Here is a 19,059-nt window from a genome sequence, read left to right as displayed (position 1 = left end):
TCTTCAGCTTACATCGGGGAAACGGTCCCGATAAACCCCCAGCCCCGCTTCCGCGCGTCGCGCGACGCGTCCGGCGAGGCCCGGGGTCGAGAGTTCCGCGACCTGTCCGGCATGGGCGATCAGGAAGCGCTCCAGCCAGGCCCCGGTGTCCGGCATCGTCACCGCGGTGCTCCGGCTCTCAGGGCTGGTCGTAACGGAGGTGGCTTCGGTTCGGGCGTCTTCGCTCACGCCACCGTCTCCTGCGTCGGCGTCCTGCCACAGCGGGAAGTACTCCAGCATCCACAGCGAGGAATTCTTTAGGCGGAAGTGAGCCCAGTCGGAGGCCGTACCAAAGTCGAAGGGATCGGTGGCATCGACGTCGCTGGCCAATCGCGCCGGTGCGGAGCCCGTCTCCCCGAGCGTGACCTCGCTCATGCGGGAAACCCGGAAGTTCTTTGGGGTCTCGTCCACCACGCCTGCGTCATCGATGCTGCGCGCTAGGAGGTAGGCATTGCCCGCGATCATGCGGATCGCGTCCGGCACCAGGCGGCGGCTACTGCGCTGATCGCGGCTGAGAGTGAGGTACTCGCAGTCCACGACACACCTCTCCGCGAGTGCGGTGCGCAGCAGGTCCAAGGTGGACTCCACAGTGTTCTCCGGGGATTTGGTCCGGGGTTGCGCAGCCGTTTCCTGGTGCTCCGGGGTGATGGTGCCGACTTGAGAGGGCCCGGCATCGGTGCCCGTCGAAGGCTGGTTGGCCGCGCCTTGCTTTCCCTCCAGGAGGCCACGCAGCTTCTCGGTCACCGAGTCCACGGCTTCCCGTTGCTCGGCGGGGACGGCGTCCCGGACCGCTTCCAGGTTGAGCAGCAAGGCGCCGGCCTCCACGGTGCTCAGCCGCACCGGGCCGTCCAACCCGGCGGTGAACTGCGCCTCCGCGGTGGTGCGGTTCATCGCGATCTCAACCAGCGAGCCCGGGTAATAGCCCGGCAGCCCGCACATGCTCAGTTGCTTGAGCTCGTGCTGGATTTGGGCCACGCTGAGTCCCAGGTCGCGGGAGGCCCGCATGAAGGAGCCACGCGGGTGGGCCTGGAACCAGGCCAGCACCGAAAGCGTCTGGGCGAACTGCTGGGCCACAAGGTTGACCGGCGGCGCCTGGACGTCGGTCGGTTCGTCCTCGTCCACGGCCTGACCGGGGGCATCGGCTTCCGCGAAATCCGGCTCTTGCTCGTCCACCGCTGAACCGCCATCCAAGGTCTCGGCGTGAGCGGCCGTAGCCTGCGTGGCTGAGATCCGTTCCTGGGCGCCCAACTGCTGGGCGCGCTGCAGAAGGTCGAGGACCTCAACGACGAGCTGCGGGGGCTCCAGCAGCACCGCATCCGGGGCGTAGCTCGCCGCCGTCTGCACTAGCCAATCACGATCCACCGGCCCGACCGTCCCCACTCGTCCGTCGGGCGTATCGCGGAGCTCGTGGGCCATGTCCTGAATCTCGATGGCCCCCTCCCCCGTGAACAGCACGCTAGCGGTGACCTTCGTCTGGTGCCCTTCCAACCCGCGGCGAATCAACTCGCCGGCCGGCACCGGCTGACCGGTCGCGGGGTCGGTGGGCGCCGGGTGCTCGACGAACTGCGCCTCAGCCCGAACATCGGAGAGCCTGGCCAGGCGGAAGGTGCGCTGGGCACCCCGGTCAACGTCGAAGCCCGTGACATACAGACGGCCCTCGACACCGGCGACCGCCCACGGATCCAGCGTGCGCTGCTCCGGCTCGACCAAGTAGGCCGGGTAGTACCAGAAGGTCATCCGCAGCCCGCGCTGAGTGGCGCGGAAAATGGCGTCGACGCTGCGCGGGTCCAGCTCCACCATGTCAGGGACGGGCTGCACCACGGCGGCATCGTCGACCCTGCTGAGCCCCGCGCCGGCGAGCTTCAGCTGCGCCTGCGCCGTTGGACCAGCCATCGCGGAGTCCACCGGTTGGCGCGCCCACTGCGTGGCCGTCGCCAACACCTGCAGCTCGGTCTCCGAGAGGTCCAGATCCGGGAGGAAGACCTGCTCGGGGCGTAGCAGCCAGTAGTCCTGCCCTTCCCGGCTTTCGTGGCTCAGCTGGATCCCCAGCTGGCGCAGCGACTCCCGGTCCCGGTGGAACACGCGTTCCCGGGACTTGAGCTGCCCGGAATAGCCCTCGATATTCTCGACGACCCAGGCGGTCGGCCGCGGGCTTGGAGCGTTGAGCAGGCCGATGACCAGGTTGAATAGCCTGCTCGCGCCCTGCTGCCAGGTCACCTTCACTGGCCGGTTGCGGGACCCGGCACTGCCGGGCTTTCGTGGACCCACCATCAGTGCTTAACCCCGTGCGGGCGCGTCGGCACCGCCGAGATCGGCCATGCTGGCGATCATCTCGTCTACCTGCGGATCCGTGGCCGCGAACGGGTCCGGGAGCGCGACCTCGCTGCCGAATTCGCCGTTGATCTTCAGCCGCATCCAGTCCACGGTCGTGGCGCAGCCGTGCTCCCGCGCGGCGGCGAGGAAGCGTCCGCGCAGCGCCGCGCGCGTCGTCGTCGGAGCCTGGTCCATCGCCTCGCGGATCTGCTCCTCGCTCAGGATCGAGGCGGCCTGGCCGCGGCGCTTCAGCACGTTGAACAGCCCACGGGTGGGGTGAATATCGTGATAGCGCAGGTCAATCTGTGCCAGCCGCGGATCGGTCAACTCCAGCCCGTGGCGGGAGGCCATGCCATCCAGCAGCTTCTTCTTGATCACCCAGTCGATCTCGGTGTCCACCGGGGAGAAATCCCCGGTCTCGAAGCAGTCCAGGACACGACCCCACAGCTCCACCACCGGCTCGAGCTGCTCGCGCGGGGTGCCCAGCCAACGCCCGTCGACGCACTCTGGTTCTGGGCGGCGCTCCAGCCACTGCACCGCAGCGGCGTGGAAGGTGCGCTGGATCTCCAGGGGGGTGGCAGTCTCGCCGCTGCGCAGCTTGACCTCGGTGAGCCCCGTGAAGTCCCGGGCAATATCCCGAATGGCGCGGATCTCGTTGGCCAGCTCGTAGTTCGGCAGCTCCACGCCCGCCTCGATCATCTCGAGGACCAGCAGCGCGGAACCGATCTTCAGCGCGGTGGTGGTCTCGGACATGTTCGAGTCCCCCACGATCACGTGCAGGCGGCGGTACTTTGAGGAGTCCGCGTGCGGCTCATCACGGGTGTTGATGATCGGCCGGGAACGGGTGGTGGCACTCGAAATGCCCTCCCACATGTAGTCCGCCCGCTGGCTCATCATGAACCCGGCTTCGAAGTTCTCGTTCGGGGCGCCCGGGCTTGGGATCGTCAGCTTGCCCGCCCCGCAGATCAGCTGGCGGGTCACCAGGAAGGGCAGCAGCTGGGAGGACAGGTGCTTGAGCAGCACATTCCGGCTGATCAGGTAGTTCTCGTGGCAGCCGTAGGAGTTGCCCATCGAGTCGGTGTTGTTCTTCAGGAGGAAGACGTGCCCGCCGACACCGTTGCCGGCCAGCTCTTCTTCAGCGCGGCTCGCCAGTTGCTGGACGAGCTCGTCGCCCGCGCGATCGTAGGCGAGCAACTGGTGCAGGCTATCGCACTCCGCGGTCGCGATCTCCGGGTGCGCACCCACATCCAGGTACAGCCGGGAGGCGTTCTCGGTGAAGATATTGGAGCTGCGGTACTTCTCCACGATGGGAGAAAACAGCAGGCGGGAGACCTCATCGGGCCCCAGGCGGCGGGTGCCGTCGAGGACGTTCGTGATGCCGTACTCGGTCTCCAGCCCCATGATGCGGCGGACGTAGACGGGGTTCTCCGCGGTTGCCTGCTCCGTTGGTGTCGCTTCTCCGGTCACCGGGCTCACTGTCCGCCCTTCTGGACGTAGGAGCGGACGAATTCCTCGGCGTTGGTCTCCAGCAGTCCGTCGATTTCGTCCAGGAGGTCGTCCGTCCCGGTGACGTTGACCTGCTGGGTGCCCGAACCCTGCTGTGGGGCGTCGTTGTTTTCGGCGTCGTCGCCGCCCCCGCCGCCGAAGACCTGCTGCTGAGCGTTTGCCATGCCTATCTCCTCAAACGTTGATTAGTTGAACTTCACATTACCTGGGCTCCCAGGCGCGTTCGGCGCTAGCCCACGCCCATCACGCGCTCGGGCAGAGCGGCGATCAGCGCGGCGGCCACCTCCGAGAACTCCGGGGCCTGGCCCGGCTTGGCCTCCGCGAGATCCTCGAGCACGGTGCCCGCGAAGCTGTCGGCCGTGGCCTGCAGCGGCTCGGGCAGTCCCACGCGCAGCGCCGGGTGCCCTTCGTGCGGGTGATCGAGGACAACGCTGTCCCAGTTCGCGGCGAGGATCTTGGGCGCGTAGTGCTTCACCAGTGCCCCGCGCAGCCAGGCCCGCGTTCCTCGGGGCGGGGTGTCGACGGCCGCGGTGATCTCGGCGTCGTCGACCAGCGTGCGCATCTTCCCGCGCGCGACAAGCGCGTGGTACAGCCCGCGGGTCGGATCGATGTCGTGGTACTGGATATCGATCAGCGCCATCCGCGGATCCGACCACTCCAGCCCCCGGGCGCGGTAGCCGCGCAGCAGCGCGTACTTCGCCGTCCAGTCGAGCCGGTCGGCGGTGCGCAGTGGATCAGCTTCCAGGTCGTCCAGGATCTCCTCCCACAGCGCCAGCACTCGCTGCTCGTCGGTGGTGAGCTTTCCTGCCGGTTCGAGGGCGGCGATGACCTTCTCGCGGATACTGCGCTGCAGCTCGATCGCGGTGGCGGTGGTGTTTCCGTAGAGCCGCAGCGGGGTTGTCAACTCCAGATCGCGGGAGACCCGGCGGACATCCTCGACTGGATCGATGAGAACGATGTCGCTGAAATCGGCCCCCGCCTCGACGGCCTTGAGCACCAGCGCGGTGGTGCCGAAGCGCAGGTAGGTCGCGAACTGGCTCAAGTTCGCATCGCCGATGATCACGTGGAGGCGGCGCCAATCATCCGCGGTGGCGTGGGGCTCGTCTCGGGTATTGACGATGCCGCGGTTCAGGGTGGTCTCCAGGGACACTTCGGTCTCGATGTAGTCGGCGCGCTGGGAGATCTGGAAGCCCGCCTGCTCCCCTGCCTGCCCGAGCCCCACGCGGCCCGCGCCGGCGTAGATCTGGCGGGTCACGAAGTGCGGGATCAGCGCCTGGTGCACGTCCTCGATGTTGAGGCTGCGCGGGTAGAGATAATTTTCGTGGGCGCCATAGGACGCGCCCTTGCCGTCCACGTTGTTCTTGTAGATCTTCAGCTCCGGCTGGCCCTCGACCTGCCCCGCTGCCTGCGCAGCCGCGTGCATGACCCGGTCGCCGGCCTGATCCCAAACCACCAGGTCATAGGCGCAGGTGACCTCAGGCGAGGAGTACTCCGGGTGGGCGTGGTCCACGTAGAAACGCGCACCCGCCGGGGTGATGACGTTCGCGATGCCCACCGCGTTGGGGTCGTAGCTGGGGGCCGCGCCGGAACGGTAGCGGCGCAGGTCGAAGCCACGAGCGTCGCGCAGCGGGGACTCGGAGTCATAGTCCCAGCGGGTCCGGCGGTTCACGCCCTGCCCGGAGACCTCCGCGTAGGCGACGACCGCCTGCGTGCTCGTGTACACGGGGCTGGCTTCCGGGGCGTCGACGGCGACGATGCCGAACTCCGTCTCGGAGCCGAGCACGTAGCCGGTGGCCTCGTTATCCTTCTGCGCGTTCACCAGGGTTTTCCTTCCAGGAGTCGAAAAGTGTTCTCTCGTCGGACTTAGTTTCTAGTCCGGCTGAGCTTTTTAGTCGGGTTTAGTCCGCCAGGGTGATGTCCACGACCCGGCCGGTGGCGTGCCCGGAGATGCGTGCCCATTCCGTGGGGTTGGTTGTGTCCGGCAGGTTCTCGCTGTCGTTGATCTCCGCCGTGATGGCATCGAGGACGTCCGCGGTGCTCAGCCCGCCCTCGGTGGCAGCCTTGCTCGTGCTTGCGGTCTGCGACAGGGCGCGCTTGATTGCGAAGGTCTTCGCGCGATCGACGATATTGGCCAGCATCGCGCCGGAGACGAAGTCCGCCCAGTAGAGGTCCTTGGTCTGCCCATCCGCCAGGTGGAGGGTCACGTAACGGTGCGTGGCATCCCGGCGGAAGAGCTCCTCGGCGATGATGCGGCACAGCGCGGCCGCGGCCACCTCCTTACCCCCGTGTTCCGCCACCAGGTCCGCGGACAGCGGTAGGGAGGCGTCGATGTGCTTGGACAGGATGTCCAGGGCGGCCTCCTGGTCGGGGCGGTCCACCCGGATCTTCACGTCCAGGCGGCCCGGGCGCAGGATGGCGGGGTCGATGAGCTCCTCGCGGTTCGAGGCGCCGATGACGATGACGTTATCCAGTCCCTCCACGCCGTCCAGCTCGGAGAGCAGCTGCGGGACGACCGTGGACTCCATGTCCGAGGACACTCCGGTGCCACGGGTGCGGAAGATGGCCTCCATCTCGTCAAAGAAGACGATCACCGGCTTACCGGCGTGCGCGATCTTGCGGGCGCGCTCGAAGATCTGCCGGATCTGGCGTTCCGTCTCACCGACGAACTTATTCAGCAGCTCCGGGCCCTTGACGTTGAGGAAGTAGGAATCCGCAAAGCGGGACGCCTTGTCGCTGGAGCCCATGGACTTCGACAGCGAGTTGGCCACTGCCTTGGCGATGAGCGTCTTGCCGTTGCCGGGCGGGCCGTAGAGCAGCACGCCCTTCGGTGGGCGCAGCCCGTAGTGCCGGTAAATCTCCGGGTGCAGGAAGGGCAGCTCCACCGCGTCCCGGATCTGCTCGATCTGATTGCTCAACCCGCCGATGTTTTCGTAGCTGACGTCCGGGACCTCCTCCAGCACCAGGGAGGTGACCTCGGCCCGGGGGATCATGTCGAAGGCCCAGCCGCTGCGGCGGTCGACGACCACGCTATCGCCGGTGGTGAGCTCCCGGTTCGTGATCAGGGACTGCAGCGGGCGGGCAGCCTTGACGATCGACTCCTCCCCCAGCTTGTCCGCGATGATCAGGCGATCACCGACGACCTCGACGACCGCGGCAACGTCGCCAGAATCAGCGAAGCCGGTGACCTCCACGACCTGGAGATTCTCCCCCAGCCGCACCGTCGCCCCGGGCTGCAGATCCATCCGGTCCAGCAGCGGGGAGACAGCCAGGCGCATGTGGCGGTTCGAGGTGAAGACCTCCGCGGTCTTCCCAGTGCCGTTGAGCTGCAGCAGCGTGCCGTATGTACTCGGCGGCTCGGCCATATCCGCCAGGCGGGAATTGATCTCAGCCAGCTTCTCGCGGGAGGCCTTCAGCGCCTCGGTGAGCTTCTCGTTCTGGGCTCCCAACCGATGATTGGCCAGCCGCAATTCGCGGGCGGTGGGCGAAGGCTGATCGGAAGGATTCTGCGCAGTCATGCCATCAATCCTACTGAAGGCCCCGCAGCCCAAAACCTGCCGGTAGGCCTAGCGGCGAGGCTACCGGGACGGGCGCCCCGGCAGCCGTACTCGCATCGCTCTAGCGCCGTGCCCGCCGTTGTGGCCGCGGGGCGGTCACGCCATCCGCCAGGCGGCGGGCCCAAATGAGGAACGCGGTGTGCGCGTTCATGCGGTGCTCTGGGCGGGTGGCCAAGCCCTCCACCTTCCACTCGCGCACCAGCGACTCCCAAGCGCGCGGCTCAGTGAAGCACCCGAGCTCCCGGATGCCCTCCATCACCTTCATCAGCTGCGGGACGGTGGCCACGTAGGTCATGAACACCCCGCCCGGGACCAGGACGTCTCGCACCGTCTCCAGAACCTCCCACGGCTCCAGCATGTCCAGTAGGACGCGGTCGACCTCGCCCACGGACTCGCGGGTGGCTTCCTTGACGTCGCCCAGGCGCACATCCCAATTCTTCGGCGCCCCACCCATGATGTTGTGGACGTTGCTCACCGCGTAATCCAGGTGATCCTGGCGGACTTCATAGCTGATGACCTTCCCGTGCTCACCGACCGCGCGCAGCAGCCAGCTGGACATCGCGCCGGAACCAGCACCAGCCTCCAGCACCGTCGCGCCGGGGAAGATATCCCCCTCCACCAGGATCTGCGCGGCATCCTTCGGGTAGATCACCGCGGCACCTCGCGGCATGGAGAGCACCTGATCGACCAGCAGGTGACGGAAGCAGAGGTACTCCCCGCCCACGCTGGACTCCACGACGGTGCCCTCGTCCGCGCCGATGATGTCGTCGTGGCGAATCTCGCCTTTATGGGTGAAGAAGCTCTCCCCCGGGGTCAGGGTGATGCTGAAGTGTCGCCGCTTCGCGTCGGTCAGCTGGACGCGGTCTCCGGCGGTAAAAGGTCCGGTATAAGCCATAGGAAAACCCTAACCTACTAGACTCTCAAATCACTATGATGGAATCGCGTCCCGGGGAACGGGTGCTGGCAGGCGTATTCGCCTTCATCGCCGGCTTTATCGACTCGGTGGGTTTTCTCTACCTTGGCGGGGTGTTCCTCTCCTTCATGTCAGGCAACACCACCCGCTCCGCCACCGCCATCGTCGACGGCAACTGGGACATGGTGAAAGTGGCCGGCGGCTGCATCCTCTTCTTCCTGCTCGGCGTGATCAACGGGGCCTTCACGAAACGCATCGTGGTCCGCGCCTTGGACGAGACCCGGGGCCGCGAATTCGTCCTCGTCAACGTCAGCTTCTGGTTCGTCCTCTCCAGCGTCCTGATCGAGCTCGAGCACCACAGCGCGGCCATCATCGCCCTGTCCATCGGCGTGGGTACCATGAACAGCATCTTCGAACGCAACGGCGAGGTCGCTATCCCGCTGACGTATATGACGGGCACGTTGGTGCGCACCGGGCAGCGCTTCGTCGACGCGTTTTTCGACGGCCGTCACCTCGTCTGGATCCTCAACCTCTCGCTGTGGCTGAGCCTGTCCGTCGGGGCGATCGCCGGCGCCCTGGCCTACCAGATGCTGGGAATCCACGCCGTCGAGCTGATGACGCTGATCACCCTGGTGACCGTGGCGATCAACCAGTTGGTCCGCGACCATCGACGCCGCGCCGGCCTGCCGCTGTAGCCCACCGCAGCCACGCTTCGCAGAGCCCCCGCGGTGGGCCAAACCTAAGAACAAAGCCGAAGGAGAATTAGTGTCCACCCCGACCGAGAAACCGCAGCCGAAGGTCTCCCTCGACCGCTTGGCGCTCTCCCCCTCCCGCGCCGGGGATTATCAGCAGTGCCCGCTGCTCTACCGCTTCCGCAGCATCGACAAGCTGCCGGAACCCAAGACGATCGCGCAAGTGAAGGGAACCCTCGTCCACGCGGTTCTCGAGGAGCTCCATGCCCTGCCCCGCGAGCAGCGCACCTACCCGGCCGCGGTGAAAATGCTGAAGCCCGCGTGGGCAAAGATGGTGGACAAGGACACCGATCTGAACGAGCTCGTTCCGGAGGACCAACTCTACGACTTCCTCGTCGAAGCCCGCTCCCTGGTCAAGGGCTATTTCCAGATGGAAAACCCCCAGGGCTTCGACGCCCACGAGGTCGAGGAGTTCGTCGAGGCCACCCTGCCCAACGGGGTCCCCGTCCGCGGCTTCATCGACCGGGTGGACGTCGCCGCGAATGGTCAGGTACGCGTCGTCGACTACAAGACCGGAAAGAAGCCGCCACCGCGCTTCGCCGCCCAGGCGCTGTTCCAGATGAAGTTCTACGCCCTGGTCTACTGGCGACTGCACGACCTGATCCCGGCCCAGCTTCGGCTGATGTACTTGAAGGTGGCCGATGACCTGGTGTTGCAGCCCACCCCCGCTGAGCTGCAGTACTTCGAGCGCGACCTGCGCGAGCTCTGGGACAGCATCCTCGCTGATATCCATAGCGGGGACTTTCAGCCGAAGACCTCCAAGCTCTGCGACTGGTGCTCCTTCCAGGAGCTCTGCCCCGCATTCGGAGGCACTCCCCCGGAGTACCCGGGGGTCCGCTAGCGCCTACTCGTAGCGGCGACCCCGGTACATCGGGTTGAGCAGGTTCTCCGTGCTCAGCACCTCGTTGAGGGTGTCCTTGTCGAGCAGCTCCTTTTCCAGGACGAGTTCGCGCACCGACTTCCCGGTCGCCGCGGCCTCCTTGCCGATCAGGTCGCCATTGTGGTGGCCGATCAGGGGGTTGAGGTAGGTGATGATGCCGATCGAGTTCTCGACGTAGCTGCGGCAGACGTCCTCGTTGGCGGTGATGTCCACGACGCACAGCGTGCGCAGCGTGGTGCAGGCCCGCGCCATGAAGCGGATGGATTCGAAGGTGCACTGCGCGATGACCGGCTCCATGACGTTGAGCTGGAGCTGGCCGGCCTCGGCGGCCATGGAGACGGTGACGTCGTTGCCGAAGACCTTGAAGCAGATCTGGTTGACGACCTCCGGGATCACCGGGTTGACCTTCGCCGGCATGATCGAGGAACCCGCCTGGCGGGGTGGGATGTTGATCTCCCCCAGGCCAGCGCGCGGGCCGGAGGACAGCAGTCGCAAGTCGTTACAGATCTTCGAGAGCTTCATCGCGGTGCGCTTCACCGCCGCGTGGGTGTTGACGAACGCACCGGTGTCGCTGGTTGCCTCCACCAGGTCGTACGCGGAGGTGATGTCCAGGCCCGTGATCTCCCGCAGGGATTCGATTGCCGCCTGGCGGTAGCCCGGGGGCGTATTCACTCCGGTGCCGATCGCGGTGCCACCCAGGTTGACCTGGCGCAGCAGGGACTGCGCGTGCCTGAGCTGCGCGGACTCCTCGGCAATGTTGTTCGCGAAGGCGCGGAACTCCTGGCCCAGGGACATGGGGACGGCGTCCTGCAGCTGGGTTCGGCCCATCTTGATGATGTGGTCGAACTCCTGAGCCTTCGCGAACAGCGCGCGCTCCAGCGCAGCCAGGTGCTTGAGCAGTTCGTCGATGTCGAAGTGCAGGCCCAGACGCAGCCCGGTTGGGAAGGCGTCGTTGGTGGACTGGGACATGTTGACGTCATCGTTCGGGCTGATGATGTCGTAACGGCCCTTCGGGTACCCAAGATGTTCCAGTGCGAGGTTCGCGATGACCTCGTTGGTGTTCATGTTTTGGGACGTCCCGGCGCCGCCCTGGAAGACGTCGATGGGGAACTGATCCATCGCACGGTGTTCCTCGAGCACCGCATCGCAGGCCGCGACGATCGCCTCTCCCTTGTCGATGGGCAGCGCCTTGACACGCATGTTGGCCATCGCGGCGGCCTTCTTCACCATCACCATGCCGCGGATGAGCTCCGGGATGTGGTTGATATTCGTTCGGGAGATCTGGAAGTTATCCACGGCGCGGAGGGTGTGGATTCCGTAGTAGGCGTCTGCCGGAACCTTCATCGTGCCCAGCAGGTCTTCCTCCAGGCGGTAGTGTGCGCCGCTGCGGGCTTCCAGGGAGGAGGATTCGGCTGAGGTGATGATGTCCGTCGAACTCAGGACGTGCCCGTCGCTGGAGCTCTGGGAGTTCGGGGAGGGCTTGGGACGGTGTGCCATGTGAAACTGCCACCTAAACTTTCGCGTCAATCGCCACAGGCGTTAAGGGGGGTGTTGGGAGCCGTACTTGTGTCCCGGTGCGGCGGAGCATGGGATGCTCTCGCTGACCGGTGCAGGTACGGGTGTACTTAAAGAGTGTAGAAGAAACGGCGCGCGGCGGGCGCGGGGCTATCTCCCCTGGGGTAGCCGTGGAAGAAAAACGGGGCCGCCATGCCGGCGACCCCGTTGGAGGATAAGGAGAATCCGCTAGATACGAGCGATGCGGATATCCGTTGCGAGGATCGCCTCAGCCCCCAGGGCGGACAGCGAATCCATCAGCGCGTTGGCCTGCTTGCGTGGCACCATTGCGCGGACCGCGACCCAGCCCTCATTGGCCAGTGGGGAGACGGTCGGGGCGGAGAGCCCCGGGGTGATGGCGGCAGCTTCGTCCAGCACGTCGCGGGAGACGTTGTAGTCCAGCATGACGTAATTCTGGGCGTGCAGGATGCCCTCCATGCGCTTCAGCAGCACCTGCTTTGCTTCGTCCACCTCGGCCCCCTTGCGGCCGACCATGACGGCCTCGGAGACGCACAGCGGCTCGCCGAAAGGCTCCAGGCCCTGCGTTCGGAGGGTGCGGCCGGTGGAGACCACGTCGGCGATCGCATCGGCCACGCCCAGGCGGATGGAGATCTCCACCGCACCGTCCAGGCGGATCACCGTGGCGTCGATGCCCCGGTTCTTCAGGTCCTTGCGAACGAGGTTCGGGTAGGCGGTGGCGATGCGCTTGCCCGCCAGCTTCTCGACCGTCCAGCCCTCGCCCATCGGGGCGGCGTAACGGAAGGTGGAAGCCCCGAAGCCCAGCGGCAGCAGCTCGGCGGTTTCCTCGCGGGTATCAGCGGCAAGGTCGCGGCCCGTGATTCCGATGTCGAGGTGGCCGGAGGCGACGTAGATGGCGATGTCCTTCGGGCGCAGGAAGTAGAACTCGACCTGGTTCTCGTGATCGACCGCGGTCAGCGCCTTGGAATCAGCGCGGGTGGTGTATCCCGCCTCCTTGAGGATGTTCGTCGCGGCTTCCGAGAGAGAACCCTTGTTCGGGACGGCGACGCGCAGGTAGCGCTCGCCGGAATCAGCGGCGTTGTCTTCAGGAAGTGGGGCGTTCAGGTTGGGCGCGACCGGGGACATGTGGCTCCTTGCGTGGTGGATACTGTGCAGCGCCGCCGCGGTGATGGGTGCGGCGCAGTTGGGTTCCGTGCGTTTAGTTCGGGCTTCTAGCTGGGCCTAAAGATGCTTGTAGATGTCCTCGAGGCTGAGGCCCCGGCCGACTGCCACGACCTGTAGCCAGTACAACAGCTGGGAGATCTCCTCGGCCAGCTCCTCATCCGACTCGTACTCGGCGGCCAGCCACACTTCCCCAGCCTCTTCGACGATCTTCTTGCCCTGGAAATGGACACCGGCGTCGAGGGCTTTGACGGTGCCGGAGCCTTCTGGGCGGGTGCGCGCCTTCTCGGAAAGCTCCGCGAATAGGGAATCAAAATTCTTGGGATTGCTCACGCCCCTATTGTGGCACGCGTCTCCCCCGAAGGTTGCAAGGAGCCCCGATAGTGGGGTGAATACTCGCACCACTATCGGGGCGTGCACCCAGTCCCTGGGGCTTAAGGGGCTACTCCTCGACGAGCTCCCGCACGGTGTCGCAGACCACCGTGGCCTCCCCACCCACCGTGGCGGTGAGTCGACTGAGGAACACCAGCAGCTCGTCCAGCTCCTCACTATCCAGGAGCAGCCCGCCGTTGGCATCGGAGATTGCGATGATTCTGCGGACCCCGGCCAGGGAGGTCTCCTGAGGATCTGCCCCGCCCAGGATCGCCTCTCCGATGGTCACCAGCTCCGCCTGGGCCTCGTCTACCGCAGATTCCGGGTACGGCGGGTCCCAATGCTCCCGTTCTTCGGCGCGCAGGTAGCTGCCCGTAGCCATCATCCGGAGGTTTCCGATGAACTCCGTAGCGGCCTCAAAAACATCTGGTGGCCATTCGGAAAGCGAAGAATCGCCCGCCGAGTATGGGTGCTGTGTCACGACGCTCGTCCCCCGCCCTAGACCGCGATGCCGAGCAGCGCGTCGAGACCCGTGGCGAGAGCCTGGGAAGCCGAAGTGCGCTCGGCGGCAGGGGTGACCCGGTAGCCACTGGCTCCAATGCCCTTGTTGACCGCCGCTGCCCACTCGTCGAGCGTGCGCAGGACGGCTGGGGTGTCGAGATCGTTGGCCAGGTGCCCGGTGACGGCCGCCAGCACCTCCGCGACACGCTGCGGATTGTTCTCCTCGGCGGCAGCGGCACGCCACTTGGCGAGGCGATCCTCAGCCTCACTGAGGACCTCTGCGGACCAGTCGCGGTCCTCCCGGTAGTGCCCGGCGTAGAGCCCCACCCGGATAGCCGCGGGGTCGAAGCCCTGCGCAGTCAGTGCAGAGACGAACTCCAGGTTGCCCAGGGACTTGGACATCTTGGTTCCCTCGAGACCGATCATCCCGGTGTGCACATAGTGCCCCGCCATACGCTGGTTGCCGCAGGCAGCCTCCACATGAGCTGCCGAGTACTCATGGTGCGGGTAACGCAGATCAACGCCGCCACCCTGGATGGCGAACTGCTCCCCCAACCGATTCATTGCGATGGCCGCGCACTCCACGTGCCAGCCAGGGCGTCCCGAGCCAAAGGGAGCATCCCACTCCGGCTCACCCGTGCGGTGGGCCCGCCACAGCAGCGCGTCCAGCGGGTGGCGCTTCCCCTCCCGCTCCGGGTCACCACCGCGCTCGGCGAAGAGTTCCCGCATGGTGGCCTCGTTGTAGCGGGACTCGTAGCCGAACTGTTCAGTGTAGGTGTGGTCAGCGTAGATATCCGGGTACTCCCCCTCCACGACGTAGGCTGCGCCCTTGTCGAGCAGCGTGCTGACCATCGCGACGACCTCATCGATCGTCTCCATCGCCCCGACGAAGAACTCCGGCGGCAGAATCCGCAGCTGAGTCATGTCGGAACGGAACAGGTCGGTCTGCTCCTTGCCTAGCTCGCGCCAGTCCACGCCATCGCGCTCGGCGCGCTCGAACAGCGGATCGTCGACATCCGTGACATTCTGCACATAAGTAACGGCGTGCCCGGCGGCGCGCAAGTAGCGGTTCACCAGGTCGAAGGTGTTATAGGTCGCCGCGTGCCCCAGGTGGGTGGAGTCATACGGGGTGATCCCGCAGACGTACATGCCCACCGGGGCGCCGTCCTCTGGCAATGCGACGGGCTTGACCTGGTCATCTGCCGTGTCGTAGAGCTGCAACGCTGGCGGGGCCACCACCTCCGCTGCAGCGGAATCGGCCACCGCCGGAATGGCCGTCGGGAACTGTGGGACACGGGGAGCAGACCAGGAATGCATGGTTCCCCACTATAACGGCTGCAAAACTCCCGCGCCCAGCAGCACCATCACCAGCACACCGACCGGGATGCGCCATGCGGCGAACCAGGCGAAACTGTGGTTAGACACGAACTTCAGCAGCCAGGCGATGGAGGCGTATCCGACGAGGAAGGCGATCAGCGTGCCGACCGCCAACTGGCCCCCGCTTGCCGCCTGGCCTGTGGCTGGATCGAACACATCCCCCAGGGAAAAGATGCCGGACGCCAAGACGGCGGGAATCGCTAGCAGGAAGCTGAACCGGGTGGCCACCTCGCGGTCCAGGTTGAGGAACAGACCGGCGGAAATCGTACCGCCCGACCGGGACACGCCAGGGATCAAAGCGAGGCACTGGGCCAGACCCATGAGCACCGCATCCCGCATGGTCAGCTCGTCGAAGGAGCGGCGTCGACGTCCTAGCTTCTCCGCGAGAATGAAAACGAAGGAGAAGAGGATCAACATGGCAGCGGTGATCCACAGGTTGCGCAGCTGGTCGCGGATCAGATCCTTACCAAAGAAACCCAGCACAGCGATGGGAATGGTGCCGGCGATGACCATCCACCCCATCTGATAGTCGTGGTTCCGCCGGGACTTATCCACCACGCCGGCGAACCACGCGGTAAGGATCCGCCAGATGTCCTTAGCGAAGTACACGAGCACCGCCAGCTCCGTGCCGAGCTGGATCACAGCTGTGAAGGATGCGCCCGCGTCGGCTCCCCAGAACAGCTCGGAAACAATCCGCAGGTGCCCGGAGGAGGAAACGGGTAGAAACTCGGTGAGACCTTGCACGATCGAGAGCACGATCGTCTGCAGCCAAGACATTTCGGTAGGCATGCTTAAGGACGATACACCGACCCACCCAACTCGGCTGGTAGCGTACTACCTGATGAATGCAGGTAAGCGTGTTTGGCGTAAACGAGGCGATGACGCGATGGCTTGGAAGAAACCTCTGACGTGGGCGGCTGCGGTGACGGCCACCGTTGGGCTCGGGTTGGCAGGCTGTGCCACCGAAGACACGGCGGATAACGGCGCGCCGGAAGGAACCGCGGCCCCAGAGTCGGCACCGAAGGGCGGCACGCCCGCCACTCCGGCGGACTCCCCGGCAGCGAAGGACCCGCTCGGTGAGGTGCAGAAGGATAGCGAAGCCGGCGAGGTTATCGACGTCTCCCAGATTGGCCTGGACCCGAAGACTGAGCAGGTGGCGGCACTGAGCGCGTCCACGCTGCGCATCGGAACGCTGGCTGAGCTGTCTGATGAGGGCGAGGCGAAGAAGATCGACGTGCCGGAGGAGTGCACGAAGGTCACGCCGTCAGCCGACGGCGTCATGCTCGCCTGCGACGGCGCGCTGTACGAATACGACGCCGACGGTAAGCAGCTTAAGAAGTACAGCCTCGACGGCACTCCCACGGTGGCCACCGTCACGACGGATGGCCGGGTCTTCGTGGGCTTCAAGGATTCCAACCAGCTGCACTACTACTCCCCCTCCGGTGATCAGCTCGGTGAGGCGGAGACCATTGTCGTCAGCCGTAGCCTCGACGACCTCGTCCACGTCAACAACGAACACGGTGAGGAAAGGCTCGCGGTGATCGACCGCGACCAGACCAGCATCACCGACATCGACCTCGCCACCAACGGCCCGCGCGGTGCCCTGCGCATCGGCCAGGGCGTGGGTCTGAACAGCGTTGGTCGTGGGGATCAGGGGATCTTCATCGCGGCGGATACCGTGCAGGATCAGTTCCAGGTGTTCACCTTGAACGACGTGGTGCGCCAGGTTCAGGCCGCTCCCACGGGCAAGAGCCCGTGGGCGGTTCTGTGGGACGGCAAGCGCCAGATCGCCTGGGTCTCCACCACCGGCGATAATAAGGTCACCGCTTACCGCATCGACAGCGGTACTCCGATCCAGGTAGCCGCGTTCGATTCCATCGCGAACGTGCGCCACATCCTGGATTCCCCGGACGGCGACATGCTGCTCTTCGGGGCGGACGGCGCCACCCAGCGGGTGTCGGCCACGGATATCGACGCCGCCGTTGAGCGCGGGGTGCCGGAGGCCGAGGACTTCCCCGTGATTCACGAGGATCAGTAACCCGCTGGTCGCCATAGAGAACCACGTCCACCACAACACGATTCAGGAGACTGCCATGGCCCATACCCCGACTTCCCGCCGCTTCGATCACCTCTCGGACTCGGCCTACGAGAAGCTGTTGAAGCTGATGTTCCGTATCCCGCCGGAGCGGATCCACGGCATGCTCTCTGGCGTTTTCCGTCGGATCGCTGACTCGCAGGTCGCCTGCGCTGCGGTGCGTCGCGCGCTAGTCGTCGACGACCCGGTGCTCTCCCAGACGGTAGCCGGTATTCGCTTTGACCGGCCGCTCGGCCTGGCTGCGGGCTTCGATAAGAACGCCGAGGAGTTCCACATTTGGGGCCCGCTCGGCTTCGGCTACTCGGAGCTCGGCACGCTGACCAGCGTGGCCCAGCCGGGTAACCCGACCCCACGCCTGTTCCGGCTGCCTGAGGACCGCGCGATTCTCAACCGCATGGGATTCAACAACGACGGCGCGATTGCTGCTGCTCAGCGCCTGTCCCGCCGCCGCTGCCTCGAGCCCGTGGGTGTGAACCTGGGCAAGGCGAAGATCACCCCACCGGAGCTGGCCCCCAACGACTACCGCGAGTCCGCGCGTGCGGTGAAGGACGTCGCCGACTACCTGGTGATCAACGTGTCCTCCCCGAACACGCCGGGGCTGCGCGACCTGCAGGCCGTGGACTCGCTGCGTCCCATCGTCGCAGCAGTCCAGGAGGAAGCCGATCTCCCGCTGTTCGTCAAAATCGCGCCGGATCTTTCCGATGAGGACATCGACGCCGTGACCGATCTGGCCATCGAGCTTGGGGTTACCGGCCTGATCGCGACGAATACGACGATTAGCCGGGAAGGGCTGAAGTCCGACGCGCAGTGGGTTCAGTCCCTCGGCGCGGGTGGGGTCTCCGGGGCTCCCCTGGCAGAGCGCTCCCTCGAGGTGCTGCGTCGCATCGCGGCACGTGCGGAGGGCAAGTTGGTGCTCATCGGTGTGGGTGGCATCGAGACCCCGCAGCAGGCCTGGGAGCGCATCGCTGCAGGTGCCAGCCTTCTGCAGGGCTACACCGGCTTCATCTACGGCGGCCCGAACTGGATCTCGAAGATCCACCGGGGCCTGGCCGCACAGATTCGAGCCCACGGCCTGCGGAACATCTCCGAAGCGGTGGGCTCGGGTCTGGAATGGAAGGAGCTTTAAAGCAGCTCCCTTGCGTTGAGCGCTTAAGGGGCTTAGTTCTCTGCCCAGCCCCACAGGATGCCGCGCGCCAAAGCCTTAAACTGGAGGTTGAACCCCAGGACGGTTGGCGTTGCGGAGTCGCTGATATCCAGCTTCTCCCCGACAGCGTGCACCGCGAAGAGATAGCGGTGCGGGCCGTGGCCCTCTGGGGGCATGGCGCCGTAGTAGCCGCGGCTTCCGGAGTCCCCGCGCAGAGCTGTCGCTCCCTTTGGCAGGCCGACGAGCTCCTCGTCCCCCGCATCGAGCTGGAGGCTAGTCACGGACGCCGGGATATTGAACACGGCCCAGTGCCAGAAGCCGCTGGCGGTAGGCGCATCCGGGTCAAAGCACGTGACCGCGTAGCTTTCGGTCCCCTCCGGGCCGGGCTCCCAGCTCAGCTGCGGGGAGACATCGTTGCCACCGAGTTGCGCCTCCGGGAGGCGGTCTCCGTCGGCGAAGGTCTCGCTGCTGATCTTAAGCTTGGGCAGGTCGGCTAGTGGCGCATACGGGTCTGGTCCCGGGAAGCGCTCGTCGACATAGGAGGCTTGAGTTAAAGCATCTTCTGGGTTGAGAGTCATGCTGTTTAGTCTACCGAACAATCTTGCGCTCTAGCCACGGATTTCCGGAACTTTTATTGCCCTGACCTGCCAATTTGTTTTAATTTCATAAGCTGGATAGAGTGTTTCAAGCACGCACGGGCAAGGTGCTAAGGTATCTAATCGCAGTGCATGCTCACCCTGTCCGGGTGGCGGAATGGCAGACGCGCTAGCTTGAGGTGCTAGTGCCCTATTAACGGGCGTGGGGGTTCAAGTCCCCCTCCGGACACCATGATTCGCCCCGCTTGAGCCAAGCGGGGCGATTTTTTATTGGATCTCACGTGGCTGGAGGGTTAAGGGTCAAAAAGTGTGTCTGGCCCGGC

Annotated in this window: 17 protein-coding genes and 1 tRNA gene; 5 read left to right on the top strand and 13 right to left on the bottom strand. The window is 65.6% G+C overall.

Annotated features, from left to right (window positions below):
- Window positions 1-3: 3 nt before the first annotated feature.
- From HMPREF3088_RS07265 to HMPREF3088_RS07240, 6 genes are all read right to left on the bottom strand, one after another.
- Window positions 4-2,310, bottom strand: a complete 2,307-nt coding sequence (locus tag HMPREF3088_RS07265; RefSeq protein WP_070759106.1) for a WYL domain-containing transcriptional regulator — start codon at window positions 2,308-2,310, stop codon at window positions 4-6.
- Between the two features lie 6 nt (window positions 2,311-2,316).
- The gene (gene pafA, locus HMPREF3088_RS07260; RefSeq protein ID WP_070759105.1) at window positions 2,317-3,828 is read right to left on the bottom strand and encodes a Pup--protein ligase; all 1,512 of its coding nucleotides are present in this window, start codon (window positions 3,826-3,828) and stop codon (window positions 2,317-2,319) included.
- Window positions 3,825-4,022 (bottom strand): ubiquitin-like protein Pup, encoded by a 198-nt coding sequence (locus HMPREF3088_RS07255; protein WP_012360290.1) that lies wholly within the window; start codon window positions 4,020-4,022, stop codon window positions 3,825-3,827. The genes pafA and HMPREF3088_RS07255 overlap by 4 nt, the downstream gene beginning before the upstream one ends.
- 65 nt (window positions 4,023-4,087) lie before the next feature.
- A complete protein-coding gene (dop, locus tag HMPREF3088_RS07250; protein WP_070759104.1) occupies window positions 4,088-5,677 on the bottom strand; it encodes a depupylase/deamidase Dop in 1,590 nt (529 codons plus the stop codon).
- Window positions 5,678-5,756: 79 nt separating this feature from the next.
- A complete protein-coding gene (gene arc / locus HMPREF3088_RS07245) occupies window positions 5,757-7,373 on the bottom strand; it encodes a proteasome ATPase (protein ID WP_070759103.1) in 1,617 nt (538 codons plus the stop codon).
- Window positions 7,374-7,473: 100 nt separating this feature from the next.
- The gene (locus tag HMPREF3088_RS07240; RefSeq protein WP_070759102.1) at window positions 7,474-8,307 is read right to left on the bottom strand and encodes a tRNA (adenine-N1)-methyltransferase; all 834 of its coding nucleotides are present in this window, start codon (window positions 8,305-8,307) and stop codon (window positions 7,474-7,476) included.
- Window positions 8,308-8,342: 35 nt separating this feature from the next.
- Here HMPREF3088_RS07240 and HMPREF3088_RS07235 point away from each other — a divergent pair, with 35 nt between their 5' ends.
- Together HMPREF3088_RS07235 and HMPREF3088_RS07230 are read left to right on the top strand one after the other, a co-directional pair.
- Window positions 8,343-9,020 carry a YoaK family protein gene (locus HMPREF3088_RS07235; RefSeq protein WP_070759101.1) on the top strand — a complete coding sequence of 226 codons (678 nt, stop codon included), beginning with the start codon at window positions 8,343-8,345 and terminating at the stop codon, window positions 9,018-9,020.
- Window positions 9,021-9,090: 70 nt separating this feature from the next.
- On the top strand, window positions 9,091-9,918 hold the full coding sequence (locus HMPREF3088_RS07230) for a RecB family exonuclease (RefSeq protein ID WP_070759100.1): 828 nt from the start codon (window positions 9,091-9,093) through the stop codon (window positions 9,916-9,918).
- A 3-nt stretch (window positions 9,919-9,921) separates the two neighbouring features.
- Here HMPREF3088_RS07230 and aspA read toward each other — a convergent pair whose 3' ends face one another.
- The 6 genes from aspA to HMPREF3088_RS07200 all read right to left on the bottom strand — a co-directional run bounded on the left by aspA (window position 9,922) and on the right by HMPREF3088_RS07200 (window position 15,690).
- The gene (gene aspA / locus HMPREF3088_RS07225; protein WP_083317356.1) at window positions 9,922-11,454 is read right to left on the bottom strand and encodes an aspartate ammonia-lyase; all 1,533 of its coding nucleotides are present in this window, start codon (window positions 11,452-11,454) and stop codon (window positions 9,922-9,924) included.
- 246 nt (window positions 11,455-11,700) lie between these two features.
- On the bottom strand, window positions 11,701-12,615 hold the full coding sequence (gene hisG, locus HMPREF3088_RS07220; RefSeq protein ID WP_246818107.1) for an ATP phosphoribosyltransferase: 915 nt from the start codon (window positions 12,613-12,615) through the stop codon (window positions 11,701-11,703).
- A gap of 96 nt (window positions 12,616-12,711) precedes the next feature.
- Complete coding sequence (locus HMPREF3088_RS07215) at window positions 12,712-12,984, bottom strand: phosphoribosyl-ATP diphosphatase (RefSeq protein ID WP_012360282.1); 273 nt, start codon at window positions 12,982-12,984, stop codon at window positions 12,712-12,714.
- Window positions 12,985-13,093: 109 nt separating this feature from the next.
- The gene (locus HMPREF3088_RS07210) at window positions 13,094-13,504 is read right to left on the bottom strand and encodes a hypothetical protein (RefSeq protein WP_070759099.1); all 411 of its coding nucleotides are present in this window, start codon (window positions 13,502-13,504) and stop codon (window positions 13,094-13,096) included.
- A gap of 17 nt (window positions 13,505-13,521) precedes the next feature.
- Window positions 13,522-14,841 carry a cysteine--1-D-myo-inosityl 2-amino-2-deoxy-alpha-D-glucopyranoside ligase gene (mshC, locus tag HMPREF3088_RS07205; protein WP_070759098.1) on the bottom strand — a complete coding sequence of 440 codons (1,320 nt, stop codon included), beginning with the start codon at window positions 14,839-14,841 and terminating at the stop codon, window positions 13,522-13,524.
- A 9-nt stretch (window positions 14,842-14,850) separates the two neighbouring features.
- Window positions 14,851-15,690: an undecaprenyl-diphosphate phosphatase gene (locus HMPREF3088_RS07200; RefSeq protein ID WP_070759097.1), complete on the bottom strand. Its 840-nt coding sequence runs from the start codon at window positions 15,688-15,690 to the stop codon at window positions 14,851-14,853.
- Between the two features lie 97 nt (window positions 15,691-15,787).
- Here HMPREF3088_RS07200 and HMPREF3088_RS07195 point away from each other — a divergent pair, with 97 nt between their 5' ends.
- Together HMPREF3088_RS07195 and HMPREF3088_RS07190 are read left to right on the top strand one after the other, a co-directional pair.
- Window positions 15,788-16,939, top strand: a complete 1,152-nt coding sequence (locus tag HMPREF3088_RS07195) for a YncE family protein (protein WP_070759096.1) — start codon at window positions 15,788-15,790, stop codon at window positions 16,937-16,939.
- Window positions 16,940-16,994: 55 nt separating this feature from the next.
- On the top strand, window positions 16,995-18,122 hold the full coding sequence (locus HMPREF3088_RS07190; RefSeq protein WP_070759095.1) for a quinone-dependent dihydroorotate dehydrogenase: 1,128 nt from the start codon (window positions 16,995-16,997) through the stop codon (window positions 18,120-18,122).
- 32 nt (window positions 18,123-18,154) lie between these two features.
- On the opposite strand, the gene HMPREF3088_RS07185 is transcribed toward HMPREF3088_RS07190, so the two are convergent.
- Window positions 18,155-18,718, bottom strand: coding sequence for a YbhB/YbcL family Raf kinase inhibitor-like protein (locus HMPREF3088_RS07185; RefSeq protein WP_070759094.1), 564 nt, complete (start codon window positions 18,716-18,718; stop codon window positions 18,155-18,157).
- Window positions 18,719-18,879: 161 nt separating this feature from the next.
- On the opposite strand from HMPREF3088_RS07185, the gene HMPREF3088_RS07180 reads away from it, so the two are divergent.
- A tRNA-Leu gene (locus HMPREF3088_RS07180) sits at window positions 18,880-18,968 on the top strand.
- Window positions 18,969-19,059: the final 91 nt, after the last annotated feature.

The sequence above is a fragment of the Corynebacterium sp. HMSC22B11 genome, assembly GCF_001815965.1.
Lineage (GTDB): Bacteria > Actinomycetota > Actinomycetes > Mycobacteriales > Mycobacteriaceae > Corynebacterium.
Note: the sequence above shows the minus strand (reverse complement) of the source record. Positions and strands in the feature narration are given on the sequence as shown.

Bases quoted from the DNA above. Each gene is read 5' to 3' on its own strand.
- HMPREF3088_RS07185 (WP_070759094.1), bottom strand. From the start codon at position 18,718: ATGACTCTCAACCCAGAAGATGCTTTAACTCAAGCCTCCTATGTCGAC.
- HMPREF3088_RS07255 (WP_012360290.1), bottom strand. From the start codon at position 4,022: ATGGCAAACGCTCAGCAGCAGGTCTTCGGCGGCGGGGGCGGCGACGAC.
- HMPREF3088_RS07200 (WP_070759097.1), bottom strand. From the start codon at position 15,690: ATGCCTACCGAAATGTCTTGGCTGCAGACGATCGTGCTCTCGATCGTG.
- HMPREF3088_RS07235 (WP_070759101.1), top strand. From the start codon at position 8,343: ATGATGGAATCGCGTCCCGGGGAACGGGTGCTGGCAGGCGTATTCGCC.
- mshC (WP_070759098.1), bottom strand. From the start codon at position 14,841: ATGCATTCCTGGTCTGCTCCCCGTGTCCCACAGTTCCCGACGGCCATT.
- HMPREF3088_RS07240 (WP_070759102.1), bottom strand. From the start codon at position 8,307: ATGGCTTATACCGGACCTTTTACCGCCGGAGACCGCGTCCAGCTGACC.
- aspA (WP_083317356.1), bottom strand. From the start codon at position 11,454: ATGGCACACCGTCCCAAGCCCTCCCCGAACTCCCAGAGCTCCAGCGAC.
- HMPREF3088_RS07190 (WP_070759095.1), top strand. From the start codon at position 16,995: ATGGCCCATACCCCGACTTCCCGCCGCTTCGATCACCTCTCGGACTCG.
- HMPREF3088_RS07265 (WP_070759106.1), bottom strand. From the start codon at position 2,310: ATGGTGGGTCCACGAAAGCCCGGCAGTGCCGGGTCCCGCAACCGGCCA.
- HMPREF3088_RS07195 (WP_070759096.1), top strand. From the start codon at position 15,788: ATGGCTTGGAAGAAACCTCTGACGTGGGCGGCTGCGGTGACGGCCACC.
- arc (WP_070759103.1), bottom strand. From the start codon at position 7,373: ATGACTGCGCAGAATCCTTCCGATCAGCCTTCGCCCACCGCCCGCGAA.
- hisG (WP_246818107.1), bottom strand. From the start codon at position 12,615: ATGTCCCCGGTCGCGCCCAACCTGAACGCCCCACTTCCTGAAGACAAC.